Source organism: Rothia nasimurium (assembly GCF_928382285.1).
Taxonomy (GTDB): Bacteria; Actinomycetota; Actinomycetes; order Actinomycetales; family Micrococcaceae; genus Rothia; species Rothia nasimurium_E.
Window position 1 is genome coordinate 1 of the sequence record NZ_CAKMSS010000002.1, and the last position, 26,254, is coordinate 26,254.

25 protein-coding genes, 3 tRNA genes and 1 other RNA gene are annotated in these 26,254 nt (G+C 58.6%); 12 read left to right on the top strand and 17 right to left on the bottom strand.

The window, feature by feature from the left end; translation table 11 throughout:
- Window positions 1-213 precede the first annotated feature (213 nt).
- Window positions 214-286, bottom strand: a tRNA-Arg gene (locus L6758_RS02885).
- A gap of 107 nt (window positions 287-393) precedes the next feature.
- Window positions 394-1,968, bottom strand: a complete 1,575-nt coding sequence (gene mptB / locus L6758_RS02890; protein ID WP_237205784.1) for a polyprenol phosphomannose-dependent alpha 1,6 mannosyltransferase MptB — start codon at window positions 1,966-1,968, stop codon at window positions 394-396.
- Window positions 1,969-2,097: 129 nt separating this feature from the next.
- Between mptB and orn the strand changes: the two genes are divergently transcribed.
- The 3 genes from orn (at window position 2,098) to def (ending at window position 3,634) form a co-directional block, all read left to right on the top strand.
- On the top strand, window positions 2,098-2,724 hold the full coding sequence (orn, locus tag L6758_RS02895) for an oligoribonuclease (protein WP_237205785.1): 627 nt from the start codon (window positions 2,098-2,100) through the stop codon (window positions 2,722-2,724).
- A gap of 187 nt (window positions 2,725-2,911) precedes the next feature.
- Window positions 2,912-2,984 (top strand) — tRNA-His (locus L6758_RS02900).
- A 71-nt stretch (window positions 2,985-3,055) separates the two neighbouring features.
- Window positions 3,056-3,634 carry a peptide deformylase gene (gene def, locus L6758_RS02905; protein ID WP_237194068.1) on the top strand — a complete coding sequence of 193 codons (579 nt, stop codon included), beginning with the start codon at window positions 3,056-3,058 and terminating at the stop codon, window positions 3,632-3,634.
- Window positions 3,635-3,756: 122 nt separating this feature from the next.
- Here the strand turns inward: def and rnpB are convergent.
- Window positions 3,757-4,114: RNase P RNA component class A (gene rnpB, locus L6758_RS02910), an RNA gene on the bottom strand.
- A gap of 32 nt (window positions 4,115-4,146) precedes the next feature.
- On the opposite strand from rnpB, the gene L6758_RS02915 reads away from it, so the two are divergent.
- A complete protein-coding gene (locus tag L6758_RS02915) occupies window positions 4,147-4,914 on the top strand; it encodes a YaaA family protein (protein ID WP_237205786.1) in 768 nt (255 codons plus the stop codon).
- Window positions 4,915-4,919: 5 nt separating this feature from the next.
- On the opposite strand, the gene L6758_RS02920 is transcribed toward L6758_RS02915, so the two are convergent.
- A complete protein-coding gene (locus tag L6758_RS02920; RefSeq protein ID WP_237205787.1) occupies window positions 4,920-5,816 on the bottom strand; it encodes a Nif3-like dinuclear metal center hexameric protein in 897 nt (298 codons plus the stop codon).
- Window positions 5,817-5,880: 64 nt separating this feature from the next.
- Between L6758_RS02920 and msrA the strand changes: the two genes are divergently transcribed.
- From msrA to epsC, 3 genes are all read left to right on the top strand, one after another.
- Window positions 5,881-6,405 (top strand): peptide-methionine (S)-S-oxide reductase MsrA, encoded by a 525-nt coding sequence (msrA, locus tag L6758_RS02925; protein WP_237205788.1) that lies wholly within the window; start codon window positions 5,881-5,883, stop codon window positions 6,403-6,405.
- A gap of 76 nt (window positions 6,406-6,481) precedes the next feature.
- Window positions 6,482-7,408 carry a cysteine synthase A gene (gene cysK, locus L6758_RS02930; RefSeq protein WP_237205820.1) on the top strand — a complete coding sequence of 309 codons (927 nt, stop codon included), beginning with the start codon at window positions 6,482-6,484 and terminating at the stop codon, window positions 7,406-7,408.
- 203 nt (window positions 7,409-7,611) lie between these two features.
- Complete coding sequence (epsC, locus tag L6758_RS02935) at window positions 7,612-8,196, top strand: serine O-acetyltransferase EpsC (RefSeq protein WP_185174564.1); 585 nt, start codon at window positions 7,612-7,614, stop codon at window positions 8,194-8,196.
- Window positions 8,197-8,228: 32 nt separating this feature from the next.
- Here the strand turns inward: epsC and L6758_RS02940 are convergent, their stop codons facing one another.
- From L6758_RS02940 to L6758_RS02965, 6 genes are all read right to left on the bottom strand, one after another.
- Window positions 8,229-9,086: a glycosyltransferase family 2 protein gene (locus L6758_RS02940; RefSeq protein ID WP_237199701.1), complete on the bottom strand. Its 858-nt coding sequence runs from the start codon at window positions 9,084-9,086 to the stop codon at window positions 8,229-8,231.
- 91 nt (window positions 9,087-9,177) lie between these two features.
- Window positions 9,178-10,656, bottom strand: a complete 1,479-nt coding sequence (gene gndA, locus L6758_RS02945) for an NADP-dependent phosphogluconate dehydrogenase (protein ID WP_237205789.1) — start codon at window positions 10,654-10,656, stop codon at window positions 9,178-9,180.
- 98 nt (window positions 10,657-10,754) lie between these two features.
- A complete protein-coding gene (locus L6758_RS02950; RefSeq protein WP_237194092.1) occupies window positions 10,755-10,940 on the bottom strand; it encodes a hypothetical protein in 186 nt (61 codons plus the stop codon).
- Between the two features lie 153 nt (window positions 10,941-11,093).
- Window positions 11,094-11,753 carry a hypothetical protein gene (locus L6758_RS02955; RefSeq protein WP_237194094.1) on the bottom strand — a complete coding sequence of 220 codons (660 nt, stop codon included), beginning with the start codon at window positions 11,751-11,753 and terminating at the stop codon, window positions 11,094-11,096.
- Window positions 11,754-11,947: 194 nt separating this feature from the next.
- A tRNA-Val gene (locus L6758_RS02960) sits at window positions 11,948-12,020 on the bottom strand.
- A 265-nt stretch (window positions 12,021-12,285) separates the two neighbouring features.
- Window positions 12,286-12,702, bottom strand: coding sequence for a DUF3052 domain-containing protein (locus L6758_RS02965; RefSeq protein WP_237194096.1), 417 nt, complete (start codon window positions 12,700-12,702; stop codon window positions 12,286-12,288).
- 380 nt (window positions 12,703-13,082) lie between these two features.
- On the opposite strand from L6758_RS02965, the gene aceE reads away from it, so the two are divergent.
- From aceE to fabF, 5 genes are all read left to right on the top strand, one after another.
- Window positions 13,083-15,824 (top strand): pyruvate dehydrogenase (acetyl-transferring), homodimeric type, encoded by a 2,742-nt coding sequence (gene aceE / locus L6758_RS02970; protein WP_237194098.1) that lies wholly within the window; start codon window positions 13,083-13,085, stop codon window positions 15,822-15,824.
- A gap of 297 nt (window positions 15,825-16,121) precedes the next feature.
- Entirely contained in the window at window positions 16,122-17,033 is a 912-nt protein-coding gene (locus L6758_RS02975) for an ACP S-malonyltransferase (RefSeq protein WP_237205791.1), read from the top strand.
- A 23-nt stretch (window positions 17,034-17,056) separates the two neighbouring features.
- Entirely contained in the window at window positions 17,057-18,082 is a 1,026-nt protein-coding gene (locus tag L6758_RS02980; RefSeq protein WP_237205792.1) for a beta-ketoacyl-ACP synthase III, read from the top strand.
- A gap of 234 nt (window positions 18,083-18,316) precedes the next feature.
- Complete coding sequence (locus tag L6758_RS02985) at window positions 18,317-18,556, top strand: acyl carrier protein (RefSeq protein ID WP_185174557.1); 240 nt, start codon at window positions 18,317-18,319, stop codon at window positions 18,554-18,556.
- A gap of 92 nt (window positions 18,557-18,648) precedes the next feature.
- The gene (fabF, locus tag L6758_RS02990; RefSeq protein WP_237205793.1) at window positions 18,649-19,920 is read left to right on the top strand and encodes a beta-ketoacyl-ACP synthase II; all 1,272 of its coding nucleotides are present in this window, start codon (window positions 18,649-18,651) and stop codon (window positions 19,918-19,920) included.
- Between the two features lie 100 nt (window positions 19,921-20,020).
- Here fabF and L6758_RS02995 read toward each other — a convergent pair whose 3' ends face one another.
- From L6758_RS02995 to L6758_RS03025, 7 genes are all read right to left on the bottom strand, one after another.
- Window positions 20,021-20,572 carry a DUF3145 family protein gene (locus L6758_RS02995; protein ID WP_237205794.1) on the bottom strand — a complete coding sequence of 184 codons (552 nt, stop codon included), beginning with the start codon at window positions 20,570-20,572 and terminating at the stop codon, window positions 20,021-20,023.
- A 32-nt stretch (window positions 20,573-20,604) separates the two neighbouring features.
- Window positions 20,605-21,600 carry a tyrosine recombinase XerC gene (locus L6758_RS03000; protein ID WP_237194108.1) on the bottom strand — a complete coding sequence of 332 codons (996 nt, stop codon included), beginning with the start codon at window positions 21,598-21,600 and terminating at the stop codon, window positions 20,605-20,607.
- 43 nt (window positions 21,601-21,643) lie between these two features.
- Window positions 21,644-22,888, bottom strand: coding sequence for a DNA-processing protein DprA (gene dprA, locus L6758_RS03005; protein ID WP_237205795.1), 1,245 nt, complete (start codon window positions 22,886-22,888; stop codon window positions 21,644-21,646).
- The gene (locus L6758_RS03010; protein WP_237205796.1) at window positions 22,885-24,435 is read right to left on the bottom strand and encodes a YifB family Mg chelatase-like AAA ATPase; all 1,551 of its coding nucleotides are present in this window, start codon (window positions 24,433-24,435) and stop codon (window positions 22,885-22,887) included. Before L6758_RS03010 ends, dprA begins: the two co-directional genes overlap by 4 nt.
- 2 nt (window positions 24,436-24,437) lie before the next feature.
- Window positions 24,438-24,854 (bottom strand): YraN family protein, encoded by a 417-nt coding sequence (locus tag L6758_RS03015; protein ID WP_237194114.1) that lies wholly within the window; start codon window positions 24,852-24,854, stop codon window positions 24,438-24,440.
- Window positions 24,855-25,135: 281 nt separating this feature from the next.
- Window positions 25,136-25,471, bottom strand: coding sequence for a DUF2469 family protein (locus tag L6758_RS03020; RefSeq protein WP_185174550.1), 336 nt, complete (start codon window positions 25,469-25,471; stop codon window positions 25,136-25,138).
- Window positions 25,468-26,250 (bottom strand): ribonuclease HII, encoded by a 783-nt coding sequence (locus L6758_RS03025; protein ID WP_237205797.1) that lies wholly within the window; start codon window positions 26,248-26,250, stop codon window positions 25,468-25,470. The genes L6758_RS03020 and L6758_RS03025 overlap by 4 nt, the downstream gene beginning before the upstream one ends.
- Between the last annotated feature and the right edge of the window lie 4 nt (window positions 26,251-26,254).

The window sequence follows — 26,254 nt, forward strand, 5'->3', positions numbered from 1 at the left end:
ACAGGACGCCCAGCCCTCTACGACAACGCTATCGACACCGACTACACCCACTCAATCGGCATTCAAAAAGGCCAAATCTAACCCCCGCGACACGCCGAGCCAGACACACATTTTGACCCTTAACCCGAAAGTATTTGATTTTCCTGTGCGAAAACCACATTTGATAATAAAAAATACCCCCCACTTGTTTTACCAAGTGAGGGATATGTTGCGCGCCCCAGGAGGGAGTCGAACCCCCGACCAAGAGATTAGAAGGCTCCTGCTCTATCCACTGAGCTACTGAGGCTAGCCGCTGTTTATATTATCGATTCCTCGGCTAAAAGTCATATCAGCTCCGGGAGGGAGTCGAACCCCCGACCAAGAGATTAGAAGGCTCCCGCTCTCATCTGGAGGCTATATACTCACCTCGTAGAGGGACGAGCGCTGGCCGCGGCGGAGTACTCGGCGGGTTGCCGGGTCGAAGAAGACCAGCCAGAAGGCATAGGCCACGCTGAGCACAGCCGCAATGAGGCGGCCCATGTTCTGATCAAAGTTATCGAGATAGGGCGAGACGGCAAGCTGATCTGAGACCCCGTACATGACAAAGAACAGGGTTGTCAGGAAATAGAAATCTAGCTGCCAGTCGGTACGCACACCTGCCACCACAAACAGCGGGATGAACCAGAGCAGATACCAAGACTGCAACATGGGTGAAAAAACCACAACCATAGCTAGGGCCAGGCCGGTGCGGCGGATGAGGTTTTCGTCCTTTCCCACAAACATGACGACTACGGCCAGCAGCATGCCGGCTAGTTTCCCCAGAGAGAAGAAGGTATCGCGCACCGAATTCGCCAGGGCATTATCACCGGTGATAGACACCAGGATTTGGTTGATTTGTAGCCCCAGGAAGCCAATGGGGGTGAACCAGATGTACTGGCCGCCGGTGGTAGCTAGGGCTCCAATCCATCCAAAGCCCAGGTCGGTTACAGCTCCGAGCACCCAGAGCTCCGCCATGGAGATAGCCAGTGTCATAGCCCAGAAAATAAAGCGGCGGGGCCAGCTGGCTCCCCTACCGGCCCAGAACAGCCCGATAAAAGGTAGGGCGACCAGGGCAATGGGCTTGACAGCTACGGCTGCGGTCACCAGGGTAATTCCCAGTAGGCCGCCCATCGTATCGCGCCGGGCTGCCGCGTGGTATACACCTGCCAGCACCAGGCCGGTCATCAGGGCATCATTATGGGAAGAGGTGATGAAGGCGGCGATAAAGAGGGGGTTGGCCAGCACTAGCCAGTTAGCGCGTATGCCATTGATGCCGTGGAGCTTCGCTAGCTTGGGCACGTAGTAGGCAATAAGCCCCACCCCGATAAGAGCAACCAGCCTAAAGAGGTAGAGGGCGGTATCTACGGAGTCACCGGCGATTTGGGCTACCCATTTTTCAATGTACAGGAAGATGGGGCCGTAGGGCGGAGCCGACTCAGACCACATCTGGTCAGCACCGTACTGGAAGAAGTTATTGACAGAAGAAACCCCGTAATCATAGGGGTTAAGCCCTGAGGCCATGACGCGTCCCTGAGCAAAGTAGGAGAAGACGTCACGGCTATAGAGGGGGAAAGCAAAAAGCTGGGGAAGCATCCAGCAGATAATCGCTGCGGTTGCCCAGCGTTTTGCACGCTGATCCCAAACGAGCAGCTTCTGCACCATGCGTAGCCATTCACGGCAGAGCATCATCGACCCCACAACGAGCAGGGCAATACAGGTAATTAACCCGGGTGCTGTGTAGCGCAGCGGGATAATCCAGTCCACGCGGCGGAAAGGTGAGGCGTCTGCGAGCCACCCCACCCCAAAGGATGCAAACATCACCAGCAGAGAACCGATGGTTCCAAAGATGAGGGTTCGCAGGGGGCTACCCGAAACATAGTGAGCTGTCTTGGGGTTATACCGGTGCACCGGGATGCTGGCGGTATGGGTTTGCGCTGTTCTGGGGCTCATGGTCCTCCTGGCCGAGCAAATGAGTACACCTGATTTTACCCGCCGGCTGAGTGGCACAGGCAGGTCTTAGACCTTCTGCTCTATGAAAATCTGCTGTGGGTTAGGCCCCTAAAGGGGTAGATTGGTTCTGTGTCTATTTCAAATGAACGTATTGTATGGATTGATTGTGAGATGACCGGCCTCTCTCTAGAGAAGGACGCCCTGATTGAGGTCGCCGCGCTGGTGACTGACGGGGATCTCAATATTTTGGGTGACGGCGTGGATGTCGTCATTAAGCCCGAGCCCGAGACCCTTGAGCAGATGGATGATTTTGTGCGCAACATGCACACGGTCTCTGGTCTGCTGGACGACCTGGATCAGGGCATTACCATGGCTGAGGCCCAGCAGCTGGTGCTGGATTATGTGAAGCAGTGGGTTCCCGAGCCGCGCAAGGCTGTACTGGGTGGTAATTCTGTGGGCACCGATAAGACTTTTTTGGTGCGAGATATGCCTGAGCTCGTGGACTACCTGCACTACCGCGTGATTGATGTATCTACTATCAAGGAGCTTTCCCGCCGCTGGTTCGAGAAGGCTACCTATAACGCTCCGGCTAAGACCGGTAACCACCGGGCACTGGGCGATATCCAGGATTCCATTGACGAGCTGCGTTACTACCGCGGAACGGTCTTTGTTCCCTCCCCCGGGCCCGATAGCGCAACCGCCCAGAAGGTTGCCCAGGAGGTTGCGGCAACCCGCCAGCAGGTTAATCCTGCGTAGGGGTTCAGGCGGTGCGGACGCTGCCCGTTGCCTGGCCGCGTCCGCCCGACCCCCAGCCCCAAAAGTCCGTGAGCACAGTCACCCCATATAACCTCATTTTCGATTTGCGGGGAATCAAAACTGTGTGTAAGCTAGTATCCGTTGCCAAAACAAGCCGGTGAAAGAAACGGTAGTTTTTGCAAACATGGTGGTCGTAGCTCAGTTGGCAGAGCGCCTGGTTGTGGTCCAGGAGGTCGCGGGTTCAACCCCCGTCGATCACCCCGAGTAGAAGGGTCGCTACGGTTTTTATCGTAGCGGCCCTTTTTGTTTACCCCGTGTGAGAGGTTATGTCATGACTGTTTTGCCCATTGTTATTCACGGTAACCCGGTTTTGCACCGCCCGGCTGCCCCGGTGACGTCCTTTGATGATGAGCTGCGCAAGCTGATCGACGATATGTACGAGACCCAGGAGGTCTCGAACGGTGTGGGCCTGGCTGCCCCCCAGGTGGGTGTGGGCCTGCGCCTGTTCACCTACAAGTTTGAGAATGAGGACGGTGTACCCCCGCTGGGCGTGGTGGTTAACCCCGTGCTGACTCTGGGTAAGATTTCGACGGCTGATCCTGATCCCTACGATGAGGTTGAGGGCTGCCTGTCCTTCCCCGGTTATTCTTTCCCGCTCAAGCGCGCTGACTGGGTCACGGTCAACGGGTTCGATGGTGAGGGTAACCCGCTGAAGTTTGAGGCGACCGGATGGTTTGCCCGCGTCATGCAGCATGAGACTGACCACTTGGATGGCAAGCTCTACGTGAATCGACTGAACGCCAAGTACACCAAGAAGTACAAGAAAGTTGTTAAAGCTGAGGGCTGGACTGCCGAAGGTAACACCTGGATGCCGGGCGTAGACCCCGACCCCTTTGGTCACGGGGAGTAAAGAACGGGACGCCCGATAAGCCTGGGATGAAGCGCATTTTTCCGAGCGAGGAATCAAAAAATGCGCTGAATCGGTGAGCGCCAGCGAACCGCAGAACCCGGCGTGCGCCGCATAAAACTAAAAGAACGGGACGCCCGATAAGCCGGGTTCTGTACCTACCCGAGGGTAGGCGGCAATCATCCATCTAGACCCGTCGTTGCCGGCGGGTTCAAGCAGCCTACCCGGGCGCTTCACCGCACTGGTTACTAGCGCGCCCTGTTTGGCCTTGCTCCGGGTGGGGTTTACCGAGCTACCGCAGTCGCCTGCGGTACTGGTGAGCTTTTACCTCACCTTTTCACCCTTACCCCGTGGTGGGGCGGTTTGTTTTCTGTGGCACTGGCCTGCAGGTTACCCTGAGTCGACGTTATCGACCACCCTGTGCTGTGGAGCCCGGACTTTCCTCGAAGCGTTTGTGCGCTGCGCGATTGCCTGGGCGTCCCGTTCTGGGGTTCTACTTTACTACACTGGTGGGTATGTTGATTTTGTTTCCGCCGTCTGAGGGTAAGACTCCTGCCACATCTGGTTCCGGGGTTGAGTTGGGTGAGTTGTTGGCTCCTGAGTTGACGGGGGCTCGTGAGGCTGTGGTGGATGAGTTGGTGCGGGTGAGCGGTTTGCCCGATGCTGGGCAGCTGTTGAAGGTGGGCCCGTCCTTGCTGGCTGAGGTTGAGCGGAATACTCGGTTGTGGTTGGAGCCGGCGGCGCCTGCGTCCGAGGTGTATTCGGGCGTTTTGTTTGAGGCTTTTGGGTACGGTTCTTTGGGGGCGGACGCGCGGGCGCGGGCTGATAGGGCTGTTGTGGTGATATCTGCGGCCTGGGGTGCGGTGGGTCTTACCGATATGATTCCGGCCTACCGGCTGTCGATGGGCACGAAGCTGGGTGAGATTGGGGATCTGGCTAAGTTTTGGAAGGGCGAGCTCAAACGCCCCCTAGATGAGTTGGCCGGGGATCAGCTGGTGGTGGATGGCCGCTCTGCTGCTTATGCGAAGGCGTGGACGCCTGCCCCGCAGCGCCATCTGCTGGTTCGGGTGGAGAGGGTGGCGGCTGACGGGAGCCGCAAGGTGGTCTCGCATATGGCTAAGCATTACCGGGGCCTGCTGGGCCGCTATCTGGTGCAGGAGAATCTGACTGAGATTGAGGACGCCGGTGAATTGGCTGAGGCGCTTGCCCCCGGTTTTGAGGTGGAGTTGCTCTCCCCCACCGAGAAGAAGCCGGGTACCCTGACTCTTCTGGTGAGGGAGTAGGGCTCCTAGCGGGTGGAGGCTGAGCCTGCTACCTGCCCGGTGGAGACGGTGAAGTCCCAGGGGTCGGTGTTGAGGGTCGAGACGTAGGTATCGATAGTGAAGCCTCGCTCCTCCAGTTTTTCGGTAAGGAGCCGGGCTGCCCCGTCCATCCAGAGCCATTCGCTGGCGTAGTGGGAGCAGTCGATCAGGGCCGGGGTGCCGCCGCTGATGAGGGCCTGCTCGCGGGCTTCTGAGGCCGGGTGGTGGCGCAGGTCGGCGGTGATGTAGACGTCCGCACCCGATGCGCGGGCATCGCCAAAGAGGGAATCGCCTGCCCCGGTGCAGAGGGCAATTTTTTGGACGCTCTGGTCGGGCCGGCCTGCGATGCGTAGACCGCCGGCGGTTGCCGGCAGAAAGTCAGCAATTTTTTCAGCCAGTTCCTTGAGGCTGACGGGGGCAGGCAGACTGCCAACGCGCCCGATGCCGACGCGAACGTCCGCCCCCTCAATCTGTACGGTCTCTTCCTCGGCCAGGATCTCGGTATCGGTGATGCCCAGCTTGCTCATGAAGACCTCGTTGGTGCCGTGCGGGGCCGAGTCCACGTTGGTGTGGGCGCCCAGCAGGCCGCAGCCAGCCTCAATGAGGGTGTGCACGATTTCGCCCTTGTAGTCGGTATCGGGCAGGAAGGACGCCCCGCGCAGCAGCAGGGGGTGGTGAGTAATGAGCAGGCCCGCGCCTTTTTCTGCAGCCTCGCGGGCAGTTGCCACAGTGGCGTCCACCGCGAAACCAACGGTGGTGACGGGGGCATCAGCGCGCCCGACCACCAGACCAGCAGCGTCCCACTTCTCGGCAAGAGTGGGCGGGAAAATATCGTGGAAGGCCCGGGTTACATCGTTCAGGGTGGGAGTTGAAAGTTCAGTCATGCCCCTATTGTGTCATGAGCGCCGGGGCGGGAATAAGACAGGGGAGCCTACGGTTACCCGAAGTATGCAAAGTTTTGTTGTAGGCGGCGGATGCTTCTGGTGCATCGACGCCGTATATCGTCAGTTTGAAGGAATTACCGCCAGTATCAGCGGCTACACCGGTGGGCACGTTGAGAACCCCACCTACCGCGAAGTCTGTTCGGGTACCACAGGCCACGTCGAGGTCGTCAAGGTGGAGTTTGACGAGACCGTCATTCCCGCCGAAACCGTGCTCGATATCTTCTTCACCTCGCACGACCCCACCAGCTGGGACAGGCAGGGGGCGGACGCCGGCCCCCAGTACCGCTCGGCCCTCTACTACGAGAACGAGGAGCAGAAGGCCCTCTTCGAGGCAGCCATTCAGAGGGCCTCTCAGCTGTGGGACCAGCCCATCGTGACGGTGGTGGAACCCCTGGGCACCTTCTATGAGGCTGAGGACTACCACCAGAACTACTACGCCCTTAACCCCTACCAGGGGTACTGCATGGCCGTCATCAATCCCAAGCTGGCTAAGGCTAGGCAACATTACGCCAGGTTTCTTAGAAGTTAAGCCCTCCCCCTTTGTTTCGTAAACTAGAGGGCGAACCATTCATCGCTTCCACCTGAAAGGTACACTCGTGTCAAAGATGTACAACAATATCACCGAAGTTGTCGGCCGCACTCCCATCGTCCGCCTCAACCGCCTGGATGCTGATCTGCCCGGCAACGTCGCAGTCAAGCTGGAATTCTACAACCCCGCCAACTCCGTCAAGGACCGCATCGGTGTAGCTATCATCGACGCCGCTGAGAAGTCCGGCGCCCTCAAGCCCGGCGGCACCATCGTTGAAGGTACCTCAGGCAACACCGGTATCGCCCTGGCTATGGTGGGCGCTGCCCGCGGCTACAAGGTCATTCTGACCATGCCCGAAACCATGAGCAACGAGCGTCGCGTCATGCTGCGCGCCTACGGTGCTGAAATCGTGCTGACCCCCGGTTCTGAGGGTATGCGCGGTGCTGTTGAAAAGGCCAAGGAAATCGTAGCCTCCACCGAGAACGCTATTCTGGCTTCTCAGTTCTCCAATGAGGCTAACCCCGAGATCCACTACAAGACCACCGGCCCCGAGGTCTGGGAGGCAACCGAGGGCAAGGTTGACATCTTCGTTGCAGGTGTTGGCACCGGTGGCACCGTCTCAGGCACCGGTAAGTTCCTCAAAGAGAAGAACCCTGACATCAAGGTCGTTGCTGTTGAGCCCAAGGACTCCCCCCTGCTGACCGAGGGTAAGGCTGGCCCCCACAAGATCCAGGGCCTGGGCGCTAACTTCGTACCCGATACCCTCAACCGCGACATCTACGACGCCGTCACCGACGTTGCTATCGACGACGCCGTTGCTACCGCCCGCAAGCTGGGCACCGAAGAGGGTATCCTGGGCGGTATCTCCTCCGGTGCAGCCGTTTGGGCCGCCCTGGAAGAGGCTAAGAAGAGCGAGAACGCCGGCAAGCTGATTGTCGCTGTTGTTCCCGACTTCGGTGAGCGCTACATCTCCACCCTGCTCTACGAAGATATCCGCGGCTAAACATTTAGCTCCGTGATAATCTCGGGCACCCCGCTGCTTGGCAGCGGGGTGCCCGTGTGTCTACGTCTGGTGGCCCGCGCGGACGCCTGCCCCGGCTTGACGTAAATATTTTGGGTGAGACGGAATATCGTTCTAGCCGTGACTGTTGTAGAGTTCAGCAAGAGCGCCCGCTGCGCTCCCCTGCCTAGATTTTGAGGAGAAGCATGAGTTTCCGAGCGCGCCTGCGTGAAGACTTAGACACCGTCAAAGCACACGACCCCGCAGCCCGCGGTGATGTGGAAATCATGATTAACTACTCGGGCATGCACGCCATCTGGGCTCACAGGCTGGCCCATAAACTGTGGCAGAAGGACTCTACCCGCACACTAGCCCGCACCCTCAGCCAGTTTGCCCGCTTCATGACGGGGGTTGAGATTCACCCCGGTGCCACCATTGGCCGCCGCTTCTTCATCGACCACGGCATGGGGGTGGTGATTGGTGAAACCACCGAAATCGGTGACGATGTCATGATTTACCACGGGGTGACTCTGGGCGGACGTTCTCTGGAGAAGGGGAAGCGCCACCCCACTATCGGCGACCGTGTGACTATCGGCGCCGGTGCCAAGGTGTTAGGCCCGGTTCTCATCGGTGCTGACTCGGCTATCGGCGGTAACTCGGTGGTCGTACACGACCACCCCGAGGACTCCATCATTACCGGTATTCCTGCCCGCTCGCGTCCGCGCACTCCCGAAAACAAAAAACCCCTGGTCGACGCCGTCGAGTACGTCGACCCAACCATGTGGATCTAATAAAAAATCCCAGCCATACAGGCTGGGGTTTTTTATTCTCCCCATTTTTGGGTGATTAAACTTCGAGATACGACGTTATCGTGACGATACTTCTGGTATTTCTTATTCCAGGGGGTGCGGGCGTGGAAGGCAAAGACTTCGGGGTCCTGAACGAATACGAGCTTTCCGCTGGCACGAGAGAAAAAATCTCTGTGTTCGTTTAGCCTAAGCTCGTCGTCCCAGCCCCCAATAGAACGAATTGACTCAGTGCGTGCTAAGAAGTCATTGGAGGTCATTAGCCGGAAAGGAAGCCCGTGAACCAGCTGCCCGGGTTCGTATGCGGGGTCAGCTGATTTAGCGTACAGGGTATCCGCTTTTGAACCGTAAATATGGGTGCGGAAGGTGGGAACCTCAATCAGGGTACAGGCTACTGCATCCACATCAGGGTGGGCTTCTAAATACTCATAGGCTTTCTGCCAGTTGCTCGCACGAGTATGGACAGTATCGTCATCGGTAAATAGAACATACTTCGTATTTACCTGCTCTAGGGCAGCATTTCGGCCTCGTGAGATGCCCACGTTAAAGGGTAGCTCTACGACCTGAACCGCGGGGTCCCTAGTTGACCAGTGCTTTTCAGAATCATCAGCTACAACTACGCGCCCGGTAAACGTTGTCTGTCGAATGCCGGAAAGGCAACGGTTCATGGTTTTAGGGCGTAAGAAAGTCTTTACCGCAAAGGTCACGTTCTCGTTAAAATCCGAGCTGATGGGAGTCTCTTTACGAAGAGTGTAGCGGGCAGTGAGACTGTAATACTTTACGATAGCGCCTACTACCAGGCCATAACCGAATGTAGTAAGTTTATTCCCCTGATCTCCGATGAGTACTTTCTTCATCTTTGAACGTAACGACATCTCATTCCTTCATCTCTTTGATGCGATATAAATCTGTGCCCTGAGCGATGAAGCGTCAGGGCACAGAGAATATCGAGGTTAGGCGTAGGGCCTAGTGGGTGTGGGAGTCCTCAGCGTTGATTTCGCTGCGGTCGCCGCTCCACTCGGTGTGCCACATGCCCTCGGAATCGATACGGCCGTAGGTGTGAGCACCGAAGAAGTCACGCTGGCCCTGAATCAGGGCAGCGGGCAGGCGCTTGCGGCGCAGGCCGTCGTAGTAGCTCAGGGAGGACGCAAAGACGGGGACGGGCACGCCCTCGGCGGTTGCCTTAGCAACCACGCGACGCCAGGAAGGAACGAGTTCTTCCATGAGCTTCTTGAAGCCGGGAGCCAGCAGCATGTTGGCGGGGGTCTCGTCCTTGTAGGCGTTCATAATTTCGCCCAGCAGTTCTGCACGGATGATGCACCCTGCACGCCAGAGACCTGCGATGACGTCGAGCTTGAGGTCCCAGCCGTACTCGTCACCAGCCTTAGCCAGCATGTCGAGACCCTGGGCGTAGGAAACCAGCTTGGAGGCAAACAGGGCCTTGCGGACGTCCTCAATAAATTCTTCGTCGCCGTTAGCAACGGCGGTGGTTGCGATCAGGCCTGCGGGTAGCTCTTCCTGGGCCTGCTTGCGGGCATCAGAGTTGCTGGAAGACAGGGCGCGGGCGAAGACTGACTCAGCAATGCCGGAAACAGGGGCGCCTAGGTCAAGGGCTGCCTGGACAGTCCAGCGGCCGGTGCCCTTCTGGCCAGCCTCATCGACGATAACGTCAACCAAGGGCTTGCCAGTTTTAGCATCGACCTGAGCCAGAACCTCAGCGGTGATTTCGATGAGGTAGGAGTTGAGGTCGGTGGTATTCCACTGCTTGAAGATTTCTGCCTGGGCAGCGGGTTCTAGACCTGCCACGGTGCGGAGCAGGTCGTAGGCTTCACCGATGACCTGCATGTCAGCGTACTCAATGCCGTTATGGACCATCTTGACGAAGTGGCCAGCGCCATCGGTTGAGATCCAGGCGCAGCAGGGATCGCCGTTGGGGGCCTTAGCTGAGATTTTTTCGAGCAGGGGGCCGAGGGATTCATAGGACTTAGCGGAGCCACCGGGCATGATGGAGGGGCCGTTGAGGGCGCCTTCTTCGCCACCGGAAACACCGATACCGACGAAGTGCAGACCCTTTTCGGCCAGCGCACGCTCGCGGCGGATGGTGTCGGGGAAGTGGGAGTTACCGCCGTCGATGATGACGTCGCCTTCATCGAGCAGGGGTTCGAGCTGTTCAATGACGGCGTCGACGGGGCCGCCTGCCTTCACCATAATCAGGATGCGGCGGGGAGCTTCGAGAGAGTCGACCAGTTCCTGCAGGGTCTCGGTGCGGATGAAGTCACCTTCATCGCCGTGGGCTTCAAGCAGGGCATCGGTTTTTTCAACGGAACGATTGTGCAGGGCTACGGTGTAGCCGTTACGGGCCAGGTTGCGGGCCAGGTTTGCACCCATGACAGCCAGGCCGGTTACACCAATTTGCGCCTTACGAGCAGTATTGTTTTCAGTCATGTCTTAAGACTACGCTGGTCTGCTCTATTTATGCTTCAGGGCTGGGTGAGATGAAGCAAACTCTCACATTATGGGAGAGCAGTAGGGGTCATGGGTTTTTAGGAGTCGTAGGTATCGGTGAAGAGCACCCACACTGCCGCAGCCCCGATAACCAGAGCCACACACGCAAAAATCGACCATAGGGTCACCATGGTTCCTTGAGTGAGGAAGAAGATAGAGATGAGTAGCCAGGTTACGGACAAGAAGACTGCGGTAAAGTTTCGAGGCTTAAAGTTTCTGTTCATCAAAGGGCTACTCCTCGTAGGCGTTTATGTATCGAGATTATTGGCTCGGCAGTTATCCCTCAAAGAATACTGTACGGTCTGGTAGCGGACAGAAAAAGGGAAGAGCCCGGCGTGGAGCTCTTCCCTCTTTAATGTGGGTTGTAAAAATTGCCCTTAGGAAGTCTTAGTTGAAGGTGCAACGGTAGACGAGGTAGTGCTAGCTGCGCCGTTGACTGAGTAAGTCGCGATGTAGCCGGTGTAGAGGCCAGTAATCTCGCTGGGAATCATAGCGTTACCTCCATCTGTGAATTGGCCAGCGATATTAGTCGAGATTGCAGTTCCATCAATCGGAGTTGAGTCTTTACCGGCAATTGAAATATCGCTCAAATCGGTGACGGTGCGGGTAGAGCTGTAAATCAGGTAGTTATCTGATGAGAGCGTAGTACCGTCAGCTAAAGTTACGGTAGATCCGCTATAGGAGCTGAAGGGGCTCCACTCTCGTGCAGATACCTGGTAGTTATGCTCCAGGCCGTCGATTTTATAAAGAGTATTTTTAGGAATCAGAATGACATAGGTCAGTGAAGCGATACTGACGCTTGCAGTGCTTCCATCAGTGGTATAGAGGTCGAAACCACCCTGGCCGCCTCGGTTAGTAGTACCGGTAAAGGAGGCAGGGTCTGTACTGTTTGCAGATTGGAACTCAAATACTTCGCCAAAGCCGGTAGCGTTCACCGTTGGAGTGGACGCAGCGTAGGCAGGGATAGCGGTAGTTGCAAGGACGGCGGGCGCGGCCCAGGCAGTACCCTGTAGCAGGGTACGACGTGAGGTCGGCATGTGGATTCCTCCAATGAATGTGTGCGGTGCGATGAATGAGATTAATAGTTTACCTAGAATTCGCGTACCGAAAGGGAAGAACTGGGGTGAGGTGCGCCCCCATATGCGCCTACAGTTCCCCTTCCAAAGACTTCTTGCATGAGAAGAGGGACCGGGCAGCAAAAAGCCCCACACCGGAGTGTGGGGCTTACCGGTGGGTCCTACCGGGATCGAACCGATGACATCCACGGTGTAAACGTGGCGCTCTACCAGCTGAGCTAAAGACCCTTGCTGTCTCTTCCGCGTTATCTCTCGCGGCGACATGTAATACTCTACGCAGGTCAAAACAGCTGCGCAAATCGAAAAACTCCCCCGAAGCGCAAAAAGACCCGATTTTCTGACCGTTTTCAACAGACAAATATCAGAAAAGTCCATCTTGACATGGGGTTATATTTTTTTTAAAAAAATTATTAACTTTTTTCTACACAGCCCCTTCCAGCGCCAAAATCTGCCAAAAAGGGCCCCTGTCTCACGAGACAGAAGGCCCTCATTCCTATTTCCCTTGCTTCATCACCAGGCGGGAAGCAGCCCAGTCATGCGCCAGAGACTCAGATGTAGTCACATGCAAACCCGCTAATGGAGCAGCTTCTTGAATCTCCACCGGCGGGATATGCCCCTCGCGACCGTTCTTTGGAGTCAGAAGCCACACGACTCCCCCCTCATCCAGGGTTGCCAGCACATCCATAAGCCCGTCGACCAGATCGCCATCTTCAGCACGCCACCACAGCAAGATACCGTCGACCACTTCTTGGTCGTCTTCATCGAGCAGTTCTGTACCCAGAAAATCCTCCAGGGCATCGCGCAAGTCGAAGTCGACGTCCTCATCGTAGCCAAACTCCTGCATCAGGCTGCCAGCAGGCAGTCCTAGCTTCTGACCAACAGTCTCTTTAGTAGCACCGGTGGCGCTCACGTATGTCCTCCAAGAATCAAAAGAAAGTAACGGGCTTGCCATTCCGCAGACCCCTGCGCACCCGCGTCCACTCCTTTGATGAGTGAGCACAGGCATGCTCATAGTTCCTACTGAACACGCTTCAAGGCCCCAAATCAACAGAACACGACCAAAACAGGTCACCTAATTTCACCCACAGAAAAAGAAGGGGCAAGTGACGGCTAATTCACACCCCTAAATCCCTGAAACCACGACCTTAAAACCGGCAAATTGTGACAACATAGAAGAGAAGTTGTCTTAGCGCCTGCCCACCGGCCGCGCAAGGCATACACCCAAGGCTCACCAGGCACATACGCTGCCACAGGTGAACACATACCCCTACAACAAAGAGAGGTTGACTAGTGGGACCCTCAGAAACGAACGATCACGTTTTGAGTGCACTGACCAACAGCTTCACCGACATTGATCCCGAAGAGACCAGCGAGTGGATTGAGTCTTTCGACGACCTGGTTGAAGCTCACGGCACCGAACGTGCACAGTTCATCGTGCGCTCACTCATGCAGCGCGCTGGCCAGAAGTCGATCACCGTACCCATGGTGACTACCACTGACTACGTCAACACCATTCCTGTCGATCAGGAACCCGAATACCCTGGCGACGAACAGATTGAACGCCGCTACCGCGCTATGCTGCGCTGGAACGCTGCCATGATGGTTCAGCGCGCCCAGAAGGCTACCATTGGCGTAGGCGGCCACATTTCCTCCTACGCGGGTGTAGCTACCCTCTACGAAGTAGGTTTCAACCACTTCTTCCGCGGCCGCAACCACCCCGGTGGCGGCGACCAGATTTTCTTCCAGGGCCACTCATCCCCCGGTAACTACGCACGCGCCTTCCTCGAAGGCCGCATCACCGAAGAGCAGCTCGACGGCTTCCGCCAGGAAAAGACCAAGCAGGGCACCCACCTGCCCTCCTATCCCCACCCCCGTAACCTGCCTGATTTCTGGCAGTTCCCCACGGTTTCAATGGGCCTTGGCCCCTTGAACGCCATCCACCAGGCACAGTTCAACAAGTACCTGCACAACCGCGGCATCAAGGACACCTCAGACCAGCACGTCTGGGCCTTCCTGGGTGACGGCGAAATGGATGAGCCCGAGTCACGCGGCGCCCTGCAGCTGGCTGCCAACGACAAGCTCGATAACCTGACCTTCGTGGTCAACTGCAACCTGCAGCGTCTGGACGGCCCCGTTCGCGGTAACGGCAAGATCGTTCAGGAACTTGAAGCCTTCTTCCGCGGCGCAGGCTGGAACGTCATCAAGGTCCTCTGGGGCCGTGAATGGGACTCCCTGCTCGAGAAGGACAAGTCCGGCGAGCTCGTCCGCATCATGAACGAAACCCGCGACGGCGACTACCAGACCTACAAGGCTGAGTCCGGCGGCTTCATCCGCGAGCACTTCTTTGGCCAGACCCCTGAGACCAAGGAACTCGTGGCGGACATGACCGACGACGAAATCTGGGCTATGAAGCGCGGCGCTCACGACTACCAGAAGGTTTACTCAGCCTTCAAGGCAGCTGTTGAGCACAAGGGTCAGCCCACCGTCGTTCTTGCTCAGTCTGTTAAGGGTTACGGCCTGGGTGCCTCCTTCGAGGCCCGCAACGCCACCCACCAGATGAAGAAGCTGTCGATGGAAGACCTGAAGCAGTTCCGCGACCACCTGCGTATCCCCATCTCCGATGAAGAGCTGGAGAAGGACCTCTACAACCCGCCCTACTACCACCCCGGTAAGGACTCCGAAGAGTACAAGTACCTCATGGCTCGCCGTGAGGAACTGGGCGGTTTCGTTCCCTCCCGCAAGAACGTTCAGCCCAAGATTACCCTGCCCTCAGACAAGGCCTACAAGGGTGCATTCAAGGGCACCGGTAAGCAGATGGCTGCTACCACCATGACCTTCGTGCGTCTGCTCAAGGATCTCATGCGTGAGAAGGACTTCGGCCACCGTATCGTGCCCATCATCCCCGATGAGGCCCGAACCTTCGGCATGGACTCCTACTTCCCCACCGCCAAGATTTACAACCCCAACGGCCAGAACTACCTCGCTGTTGACCGTGAACTCATGCTGGCCTACAAGGAATCCCCCGAGGGCAAGATTATTCACGTGGGCATCAATGAGGCTGGCGGCACCGCTGCTTTCACCGCCGTAGGTTCCTCCTACGACACCCACGGCGAACCCATGATCCCCGTCTACATCTTCTACTCGATGTTCGGTTTCCAGCGCACCGGCGATGCCTTCTGGGCAGCAGCTGACCAGATGACTCGCGGCTTCATCATGGGCGCAACTGCTGGCCGCACCACCCTTACCGGTGAAGGCCTGCAGCACGCAGACGGCCACTCACCGGTCCTGGCCGGCACCAACCCCGCAGTGATCCACTACGACCCTGCCTACGGTTACGAAATCGGCCACATCGTCAAGCGCGGTATCGAACACATGTACGGTGACAAGGACGAAGACCACAACGTCATGTACTACATCACCGTCTACAACGAGCCCATTCAGCACCCCGCTGAACCCGAGAACCTCGATGTTGACGGCCTGCTCGGCGGTATCTACCGCCTGCACGAGGCAAAGAATGACGGCCCCCGCGCCCAGCTTCTGGCCTCAGGCGTTGCAGTTCCCTGGGCTGAAAAGGCACAGCAGATTCTGGCCGAGGACTGGGGTGTCTCAGCAGACGTCTGGTCAGTTACCTCATGGACCAACCTGCGCCGCGACGGCCTTGCCGCCGAGCGCGAGCTGCTGACCAACCCGTCCGCCACCCCCCGCACCCCCTTCGTTGCCCAGCAGCTTGAGGGTGCAACCGGCCCCATCGTCGCTGTGTCTGACTACCAGACCGACCTGATGGACGGCATCCGCCAGTTCGTTCCCAACGAATTCGCGACCCTGGGTGCAGACGGCTTCGGCTTCTCAGACACCCGCGCCGGTGCCCGCCGCTTCTTCAAGATCGACGCCGAGTCCATCGTCGTCCGTACCCTGCAGATGCTGGCTAAGCGAGGCGAGGTCCCCGCTGATGCACCTGCTAAAGCCTTCGAGAAGTACGACCTGAACAACATCAATGCAGGCACCTCAGGTACCGCCGGTGGCGACGCCTAAGCCCCTGTGCTGACATGTTCCTAGCTCACAGCGAGTCCTAGATTCGCGCTGAGTGTAAGGGCGGCCCCCACGATTATCGTGGGGGCCGCTTTTGTTCTGGGCAGTCTTTTGCCTAGTCGGTCTTACCCTCTAGTTTTCTTGGGCCGAAGCCCTTAGCTGTGAGTTTTCTTGGCTTTTGAGATTGAACAGCTGTGCCGTCCCGGCTGGCCTGCTAACAGGAGTAGGATAGTTATTTGAACAAAGCGCTAGAAACTTTCAAGTTCTAGGTCTCACACTCTATTTTCAAGGCGGTTACGCGTGATAGCACTGGTGTGCCCCGGCCAGGGGTCGCAGAAGCCCGGGTTCCTCTCAAGCTGGTTAGACCTCGATGGGGTACGCCCCCACCTCGAGCGCCTCTCTGAGGCTGTAAAGCTCGACCTGGTTCATTACGGCACCGAGGCCGATGAGGAAACCATCAAGGACACCGCTATTGCCCAGCCCCTGATTGTGGCAGCTGGTCTTGTCACCGGTCGCCTAGCCCAGAAGGCCCTAGAGGGCCAGAAGCTTGTTTTTGCCGGTCACTCAGTGGGTGAGATTACCGCTTCAGCCCTAGCCGGTGTGCTCACCGAAGAGGACGCCATGCGTTTTATCAAGGTGCGGGCCGACGGCATGGCCCAGGCAGCTGCCGCTACCCCCACCGGCATGGCCGCCGTGCTCGGCGGAGTTGAGGACGACGTCCGCGCCGCTATCGCCGAAGCCAACCTCACCGCCGCCAACTCGAACGGCGGCGGGCAGATTGTAGCCGCTGGTTCCCTCGACGCTCTTGCAGCTTTCGCCGAGAACCCGCCCGCCAAGACCCGCGTGATTCCGCTGAAGGTAGCCGGTGCCTTCCATACCGACTACATGGCGGCAGCCCAGGGGCCCCTGGCAGACTTTGCGGCAGGTCTCTCCCCCGCAGAACCGACTGCTGAGCTGCTCTCGAACTTCGACGGCCAGCCCGTTGCCTCGGGGGCAGCGGCCCTTGAATCGCTGGTTGCCCAGGTGACCCGCCCCGTCCGCTGGGACCTGTGCATGGCAACCCTCGCGGAGCAGGAAGTTACCCGCCTGGTTGAGGTTGCTCCCGCCGGTACCCTCGTGGGTCTGGCCAAGCGCGGTATGCGCGGCACACCGGCGTCCGCTATCAACACCCCCGATGACCTTGCAACCCTAGCCCAGGCTCTTCAGGCCTAAAGTTTCCCCGAAAGGACTTCACGATGCCTACTCTCAAGCAGGTTGAGCCCAACCGCTACTCCCGTATTCTGGGCTACGGTGCTGCCCGCCCCGACCTAATCGTCACCAACGACGATATTGCCGGCCCGATTGACTCCTCAGATGAATGGATCATTCAGCGCACCGGCATCAAGACCCGCCACCGTGCCTCAGAAAAGATTTCTGTAACAGACCTTGCTGTGGGGGCTGCTAAGGACGCCCTGACCGCCTCAGGTGTGCAGGGTGAAGAGCTGGATGCCGTCATCGTCGCCACCATCTCCCACCCCTACGCAACCCCCGCCCTCGCGACCCTGGTAGCTGAAGCTGTGGGGTCCAAGGCTCCCGCTTACGATATCTCAGCAGCCTGTGCAGGCTTCTGCTACGGCATTGCCCAGGCGGACGCCCTGGTGCGCTCCGGCACCGCCCAGAAGGTTCTGGTCATCGGCGTTGAGAAGCTCTCAGACTTCATCGACAACACCGAACGCACCATTTCCTTCTTGCTCGGTGACGGTGCTGGTGCAGCGGTCGTAGGTGCCTCCGATGAGCCCGGTATTGGCCCCACTATCTGGGGGTCGGACGGCGAGCGCTGGGGCGCTGTGGGCATGACCCATTCCATGCTTGATATCCGCAACCGTGATTTTGTGGCTAACCCGGTGCAGGAGGGCGAGAAGCTTTGGCCGACCCTACGTCAGGACGGCCAGACGGTCTTCCGTTGGGCTGTGTGGGAGATGGCTAAGGTTGCGCAGAAGGCTCTCGATACTGCCGGTATTACCGCAGATGACCTGGGGGCGCTGGTGACTCACCAGGCCAACATGCGCATTATCGACCAGATGGTGAAAACCCTGAAGCTGCCCGAGAGCGTTGTGGTGGCCCGCGATATTGAGTGTGCAGGTAACACCTCTGCTGCCTCTGTTCCGCTAGCTGCCCACCAGCTGCTCCAGGACAACCCCGGCCTCTCTGGCAAGTTTGCCCTGCAGATTGGTTTCGGTGCGGGTCTGGCCTACGCGGCCCAGGTTGTTGTGCTCCCCTAACCTGCCCTGTGCCGGGTCGTCGGGGCGGGCGTCCGCACCGTATTTTGACAAAATGTTAGATTTATTTCAAAAATTAGGTGGCGTCACAGCTTAGCTTTGTGCGGGCTAGGGGCTACACTCAATTTTGGAAGCTAAAGTGGGCTCTGCCCGCTTATCCCTCAACCGCTGCGCGCCCCTGCGCGGTGAGTTACATCAGTGGCCCCACGCCACTCATACTAAGACGAAGGAGCCATCATGGCAGATCAGAACGAAATCCTCGCAGGTCTTGCAGAAATCGTGAACGAAGAGACCGGTGTAGAGGTTGAGGACGTCCAGCTCGAGAAGTCCTTCACCGAAGACCTGGACATCGACTCCATCTCAATGATGACCATCGTTGTGAACGCTGAGGAAAAGTTCGGCGTTACCATTCCCGACGAAGAGGTCAAGAACCTGAAGACCGTCGGCGACGCTGTTAACTTCATCGCTAACGCCTAAGTCGCGTTGATCAGGTTGGGCACGGTCTTATCGTGCCCAACCTGCTTTTTATTCTTTACCCCAACCCAAGACTGTATTCGAAGGAATCAAGCATGACTCGTAAAGTTGTGGTCACCGGCCTCGGCGCCACCACCCCCATCGGTGGGGATGTTCCGACGACCTGGGAAAATGCGCTTGCAGGTGTCTCAGGCATCACCACTATTGAAGAGCCCTGGGTTGAGGAATTCGACCTGCCGGTTTCGATTGCTGGCCGTGTGGCTGTAGACGCTGTTGAGTCGGGCCGCCTGACCAAGGTTGAGGCTAAGCGCCTGGACCCCTCGGGCCAGCTGGCTTTGGTTGCGGCGCGCGAGGCCTGGGAGGACGCCGGTTTTAGCGGCCCTGACGCTGAGGCTGCTGAAGAGTGCGATCCGCTGCGGACCGCGGTTGCTTTTGGTACCGGTATCGGTGGTGTGTGGACTCTGCTTGATGCCTGGGATACTCTGCGCGAGAAGGGCCCGCGCCGTATGCTGCCCATGACGGTTCCCATGCTGATGCCCAACTCAAATGCTGCTGCCGTCTCGATGAACCTGAAGGCCCGTGGCGCTGCCCAGACCGTGGTGTCCGCCTGCGCTTCGTCGACCGAAGCTCTCGAGCTCGGCCTGATGCTGATTCGCTCGGGTAAGGCCGATGTGGTGATTGCCGGTGGTTCTGAGGCTGCAATCCACCCCATGACGATTGGCGCCTTTGCAAAGATGCAGGCCCTATCGACCCGCAACGATGACCCTGCTGGTGCTTCCCGCCCCTACGATACCGACCGCGACGGTTTTGTGATGGGTGAGGGCGGCGCTGCGCTAATTCTTGAATCTGAGGAGCATGCGCTGGCCCGCGGTGCCCGTATCTACGCGGAGCTGGCTGGCACCGGCGTCTCAGCGGACGCCCACCACATCACCGCTCCCGACCCGGATGCTCTGGGTGCTACCCGCGCCCTGCAGGAAGCTCTGACCGATGGCGGTATTTCTCCTGAGCAGGTAGTGCACGTCAATGCGCACGCAACCTCTACTCCCGTGGGTGATATCCCCGAGTCCCTGGCTTTGCGTGAGGTCTTCGGGGAGCACACCGGCAAGGTGGCTGTATCTGCAACCAAGTCAATGACCGGTCACCTGCTCGGCGGTGCCGGTGCTCTTGAAGCTGTACTGACTGTTCTTGCGGTTTACCACCGTAAGGCTCCCTGCACCATTAACCTGGAGAACAAGGACCCCGAGATTGACCTCGATGTTGTCACCAAGGCTCGGGACCTTCCTGCCGGTGAGATTGTTGCTGTCTCGAACTCCTTCGGCTTTGGTGGTCACAACGCTGTAGCGGCTTTCCGTAGCGTCAGCAACTAACACCGTGCTGGTCTAGCTTGTGAGAGAGGGCCCTTCTACGCGAACTCTAGTTCGGGCAGAAGGGCCCTTTTCTGTGCTCTGGGGCGGGGGTGCTCTTGCCTTAGGCCCGGAGCCTGACGGTGGCGCTGGCCGATGAGGCGTTAGGACGCAGGGGCTCAAGTTCGTCGTCCCAGGGCTGGCCAACGGCCGCAGAGAACTGCCGGTAGAGTTCATCGAAATTACCGGCTGCCTTTTCGAAGGCGTAGCGGATGCGGTCTTCGGTTACGGTGAAGTTGCCCTGTAGGTCTACCGGTAGGGTACAGATGCCGAGTTCGGGGGTGTGCATGATGCGTAAGGCATCGGAGGATGCGGTGCGGCGCTCGGTGACTTCAAAATAGCTGTCCTTGAAGTGACGGAGGGTGGAAGCGATGAGGGCTGCTCCCCCGCTGTTGCCCTGCCAGCTGATATCTGCACGGTGGTAGCCCGGTTTCTGGGGTTGGGCTTGCCAGGTGGGGGTCAGCCGGTGGGCAGTGAGATTTTCAAGAGCCCAGGTCACGTGGCTTGTGAGGGCTGAGGGGACAGCCAGCAGAAAGATAAAGCCACCGGTAGGGTTGCCGGTTGTCTCTGATGGAAGGGGGACGGGCTGGCCGGTCTTTTCTGCTGGTGAAAACATGGTCTTCCCATCCTATACCTTCTGCCTTACCTTTAGGCCCGGGGGTGAGCCCTGCTATAGGCCTGGGCAAGGCGGTCTACCGAGACGTGGGTGTAGACCTGGGTGGTTGCTAAAGAACTGTGCCCAAGAAACTCTTGGACGGCTCTGATGTCTGCTCCCCCATCGACCATGTGGGTTGCAGCTGTATGGCGGAAGACGTGGGCGCCTGTGGCTTCGGTATCGCCCAAAGTACCCAGCAGGGTGGTAAGGTCTTGGCGAATCTGCCGGGGGTTGGCGCGTTTACCCTGGGGGCCGATGAAGAGGGCGTGTTGAGCCGGGGCGCTTTTAGCTTCTTCTATCTCGGGAAGCCACTGCGGGCGTCCTGCCACAACCCACCGGTTGAGAGCCTGCATAGCCTGGGCTCCGAAGGGCACAACCCGCTCTTTATTGCCCTTACCCAGCACGCGTAGGGTTCGCTGGTGGCGGTCAATGCTTGCTAGGTCGAGACCTGTGAGCTCTGAGATGCGCAACCCGCTGGCGTAGAGTAGCTCCACTACCGCCTGAAGACGCAGGAGTCGGGCGTCCCGCGGGGTCTGCTCCAGAGCTGCTGTGAGGGTTGTGGTGAGGGCCTGCATCTGGGTTTCGCTGAGTACCGAGGGCAGGTGGTTGCTCTTCTTGGGGGTAGTGAGTTTGAGTGCCGGGTTGGCTTGGATGAGTTCTTCTTCCTCCGCCCAGGTGAAGAAGGTCCGCAAGGACGAGGTCCGTCGGGCCATAGAGCTCCGGGCAGCTTGTTTGCGGTGATGGTAGGCTAGCCAGTCTCGAATGACTTCAAGGGTGATGTGGGAGAGGTGGGTGGTGCCGTGCCTGCGAGCGTGGGCAAAGAAATCGGTGAGATCAGAGACGTAGGCCCGAATTGTTTGGGGTGAGCGGTGGAGCTCGTAGGTGAGGTAGCGTTCAAAAGCTTCAAGGGCTCGTACGAACTCTCGGTCTTCGTCGACCGTGGAGGCCCCGATTTTGAGGGTGGTGGGTAGCTGGTCTGCAGAGTGCACCGTACTGCTCCTTCCTACCGGTGACTGAGGTGAGGTCTTCATTCTATCCCCCGGAGCTTTCCGCCGGTGGTTTGGTTTTTCGCCAGCCCATGCCTTCCTGCTCTGCGAGGTTGAGTCGGTTGAGTTGAGATAGGGCAATCATGACGGTTCGGGCAGGTAGCGCAAGGTCAGCACTGAGCTGTTCGACGGTAGCCGGAGTGCGGAGGGGCAGTACGTCCCACACCCGTCTTTGAGTTTCGGTAAGCGAATCCAGGAGCTGCTGGTGGGCAGAAGGAGCTGCAAATAGGCTGGTTTGTTCTGCAGCTATCTCCGAAGTTCTGTCGTCAAGAATCTGCCGGGCATCGGTCACAAGTTGGGCTAGACCGTCTCGAATCAGACGGTGGCAGCCTTCTGAGGTCGGTGAAAAGATAGGGCCGGGTACAGCGTAGACGGGGCGACCCAGTTCCAGAGCATGATGGGCTGTGTTGAGCGCGCCACTGCGCCAGCGGGCTTCGATAACTATGCTGGCCCCGGTGAGAGCGGCGATAAGCCGATTACGTTGAAGGAACCTGTAACGGGTGGGGTTCTGCCCCAGGGGAACCTCGCTCAGCAGCAGGCCCCGTTCAATAATCTCGTGCAGCAGGCGTTCATTGGGCTTGGGGTAAAGACGGTCAAGACCTCCCGCCATCAAAGCTACCGTGGGCAGGGAAGACGTCGCCGTAGCGAGGGCAGCTCGATGGGCGGTGGCATCTACACCAAAGGCTCCGCCTGAGACCACCGTATAGCCCCGGTTTGCTAGTTCACCGGCCAGGTGGCTGGTTGCTGAGTTACCGTAGGAGCTGACATCGCGGGACCCCACTACCGCATAACTCTTTTCGGTGGTGAGCTGAGCCAGCAGCTGGCGGTCTCCCCTGCCCCAGAGGCCGACCGGAGTTTTTTCTGCGAGGTCATTCAAGGCCTGTGGCCAGTCTGGGTCTTCGGGTATACACAGCCAGCTGCCGCTAGCCCGGGCTAAAGCCGTATCCTGTTGGACGCTGATACCTGCCCGTCTGTTCTTCCACCGCTGCGTCCGTTCGCCGATGGCACTAGCTAGGGCAGGTGCCGCAGAGACATCGTGCGCTCCTGCTTCCTCAAGGTGGCGGGCTAAAAGATGCGGGGTGAGCTCCTGACGGCCGGTGAGGTAGTCTGCGGCACGCACCGGTCCCACAAGCCGAAGCAGGGTGTAGGTGGCGACGTCCTCGGGGTCGGTAATGCGCAGGATCTCGGTGCGGGCTCTACGAATATCGTGGTGGGGGTCGTGATGTGTCATGTTTGGTAGCTTTCAGTGGCATGGTTGCGGAAGTAGAGGGCAAGATCAAGGTGGTCTCGGCTGGGGCTGGTGGCTCCATCTAAATCGGCTAAGGTCCAGGCTGTCCGCAGCACTCGGTCATAGCCGCGGGCTGTGAGGGTGCCGTGGTCCAGGGCTGTGGAGAGGGACGAGGTCAGTTGAGCTGAAAGCTTGAGAGGGCCTCGCAGAATCTTGCCGTTCGTCTCAGCGTTGGTGGTCACGCCCAGCGGGGTCAGTCTTTCCGCCTGGGCTTGGCGGGCTTGGCTAACCCGGTAACGGATTTCCTCTGAGCTTTCGTTGGTGCCGCTTGTAGCGAGGTCGGCGGCCGTTACTTTAGGAACACTGATATGAAGATCAATACGGTCGAGCAGGGGCCCCGATAGCCGGCTGAAGTAAGACCTTCGCTCACGGCTGGTACAGGTGCAGTCTAGGCCGCGCCCCACGTTGTAGCCGCAGGGGCAGGGGTTGGCAGCTAAAACGAGTTGGAACCTAGCCGGGTACCGGGCTGAAGCAGCTGATCGGCTAATAATGACTTCGCCGCTTTCGAGGGGCTGGCGCAGAGAATCTAAGACGCTGCGCTTAAATTCCGGGGCTTCATCGAGAAAAAGGACGCCCCGGTGCGCCTTTGAGATGCACCCCGGCTTGGGCAGCCCGGCACCGCCTCCCATAATCGCAGGTGCGCTGGCAGTATGGTGGGGCGCTTCGAAAGGCGGTCTGGTCATCAGTTCGGTGAGCGGCTCCCCCGAACGGCAGAGCGAGTGCACCGCGGTGACATCCAGAGCTTCTTGTGGCGTGAGCGGAGGAAGAATACCGGGGAGGCGTTCAGCCAGCATGGTCTTGCCAGAACCGGGTGGGCCGGTCAGCAACAGGTGATGGCCCCCTGCAGCCGCTATTTCAAGGGCTAGGCGCCCCTCGGCCTGCCCGGCAACATCTGCCATATTAGCGCTCTGCTGCGGGCTGCTGGGCTCCGCAACGGTCCTTTGGCGCCCCACCAGAACTGGTCTTTTGAGCTTTTCTGGTTCGGGACAGCCCAGAAGTTCAAACACTTCAGCAAGACAGCTGACCCCGGTCACTTCAACCCCCTCTATGAGGGCTGCTTCTTGGGCGTTACCCTCGGGCACAACTACCCGCTCATGCCCGGCATCACGGGCAGCTTTGACGGCAGGCAGTACTCCGGGAACCTGTCGCACGCTCCCATCGAGACCGACTTCGCCCAGGAAGACCGTGCGACCTGATGAACCTAGCTGCCCTGCCGCCTGCTGGGCTGCAACCAACATGGCCATATCAAATGCCGAGCCTCGCTTGGGAAGGGTAGGCGGGGTGAGGTTAATGGTGAGTTTCTGGGGTGGCAGGGGCAGCCCGGAATTCTTCGCGGCAGACCGTACCCGGTCTTTGGCCTCGTTCAAAGAACTATCGGGCAGACCGAGCAGCACGAAGCCGGGTAGGGCAGATGAAATATCGGCTTCTACTTCGACGAGGTAGCCGGTGACGCCCACCAGGGCAACCGAATAGGTTCGTGCGAAGGCCACGGCTACACCACCGCCTGCCGATGCTCAAAGGTGAAATCCATTGGGCTCCCGCACAGGGCAATAGCGTCTACTCTCATGGTGGAATAGGGAGCCCGGTTTTCTGCTAACCAGGCGTAGGCCAGGTGTCGTAGCATCTGGCATTTCCGGGCAGTAATGGATTCAAGCGGGTGCCCGTAGCCCGCACCAGAACGGGTTTTAACCTCGATAAAGACCAGGGTCTGGTCGCTATCGCGCATAATCAAATCAAGTTCACCGCTCCACCGCGGCCGCTCTTCAGTTCGTGCAGGCCGCCAGTTACGAGCTAAGAGGGTATAGCCCTGTTGCTCTAAGACTGCCAGGGCGATATCTTCACCCCAGCGCCCCACTTCTTTGGGCCGTAAGGACGCATGGGGTGAGGATGGCTGTAGTGCGGGGTTCATGGGGGGCCTCCTTCAAGTATCAGGGTTAGCCCCATCATGACCTGCAGGGTCTGGTTCTACCTACCTCTGCGCTGGCTGTGGATATCACCCCTTCCCTATACCACCAGGTCAGCACCAGATAGCTCCCGTCTTCGCGCTCATAAACGGTACAGCCATGACGCAACTATGACGCCCCGTGCGTCTTTATCCCCAGCCAGCTGCACCGGGCGTCCGCGCATCTCTGCATACGAAAAACCCGCCCCCTTCCCTCACGGGAAGGAGGCGGGCTCACACGCTAGTTTTTAGGCCGAACCGGGGTCGAAATCACTCATGGTCGGCACGACCAGGTCTTCGGCGGCAGCGCGTTCCTCAACGTTCACATCGCGCACCGAATACACCTTCACATTCTTAACAAACCGAGACTGGCGGAAAATATCCCACACCCACACGTCCTGCATCTCAACCTCAAAATACAGAGACCCGTCAGCAGTTCGCGGGGTCACCTGTACCTGGTTGGCCAGGTAAAAACGGCGGTCGGTCTCAACGATATAGGTAAAGAGCTCAGCTACATTCTTGTACTCTTCATACAGGGCCAGCTGGGCACCTGACTCGTAGCTCTCAAGATCCTCTTGGCTCATACTTCTTCCTTCTCTCGTTCCACCATAGCCTGCTGGATTTGCGCCTCGGTAGCCGGCAACGACCAGCTCAGCCGATGCAAGGGGGTTGGCCCCATCGTTTCTACCGCGGTGCGGTGGGCACCCGATCCGTAGCCCTTATTTTTCGCCCAGCCGTAGCCGGGGTAGCAGGCGTCCAGCTCGTCCATGAGGGCATCGCGCTCCACCTTAGCCACCACCGAAGCTGCCGCGATAGAAGCACAGCGGTAGTCACCCTTAATCTCCATCTGCACCGGCCCGAACCAGCCACCTGGCTCCCCCGCCAGACCTGCCCAGGCTTCAGCCACCAGCCCACGGTAGAGGGCGCTTGCCGGATCAAGATCGGCAAAAAGGTCAGCCTCGGGAGCAGAAAGCCAGTTATGCTTGCCGTCCAAGAGGACGGCATCAGGGTAGGCCCCAGCCCGAGCCACCTGGGCAAGAGCCCGCTGCCCCGCTAAACGCAGGGCCGTGGTGATACCCAGAGCATCAATTTCAGCAGGGCTGGCGTGCCCCACTGCGGTCACGGCCCACTGCTTCACCTGCGGAGCCATCGCCACCCGCTTTTTCTCGGTCAGGGCCTTTGAATCGATAAGCCCCTCGATACTGAGCTGGGCGCTCGCCTCAATCACGGCAACCCCAACGGTTACCGGCCCGGCCAGCGGACCGCGCCCCACCTCGTCCATACCCGCCACCAGGGTCTTGCCCGAGGCAAAAAGCTCGGTTTCGACGCTCAGGTCAGCGGACGCGGTTTCTTTAGTTGGCACGGTC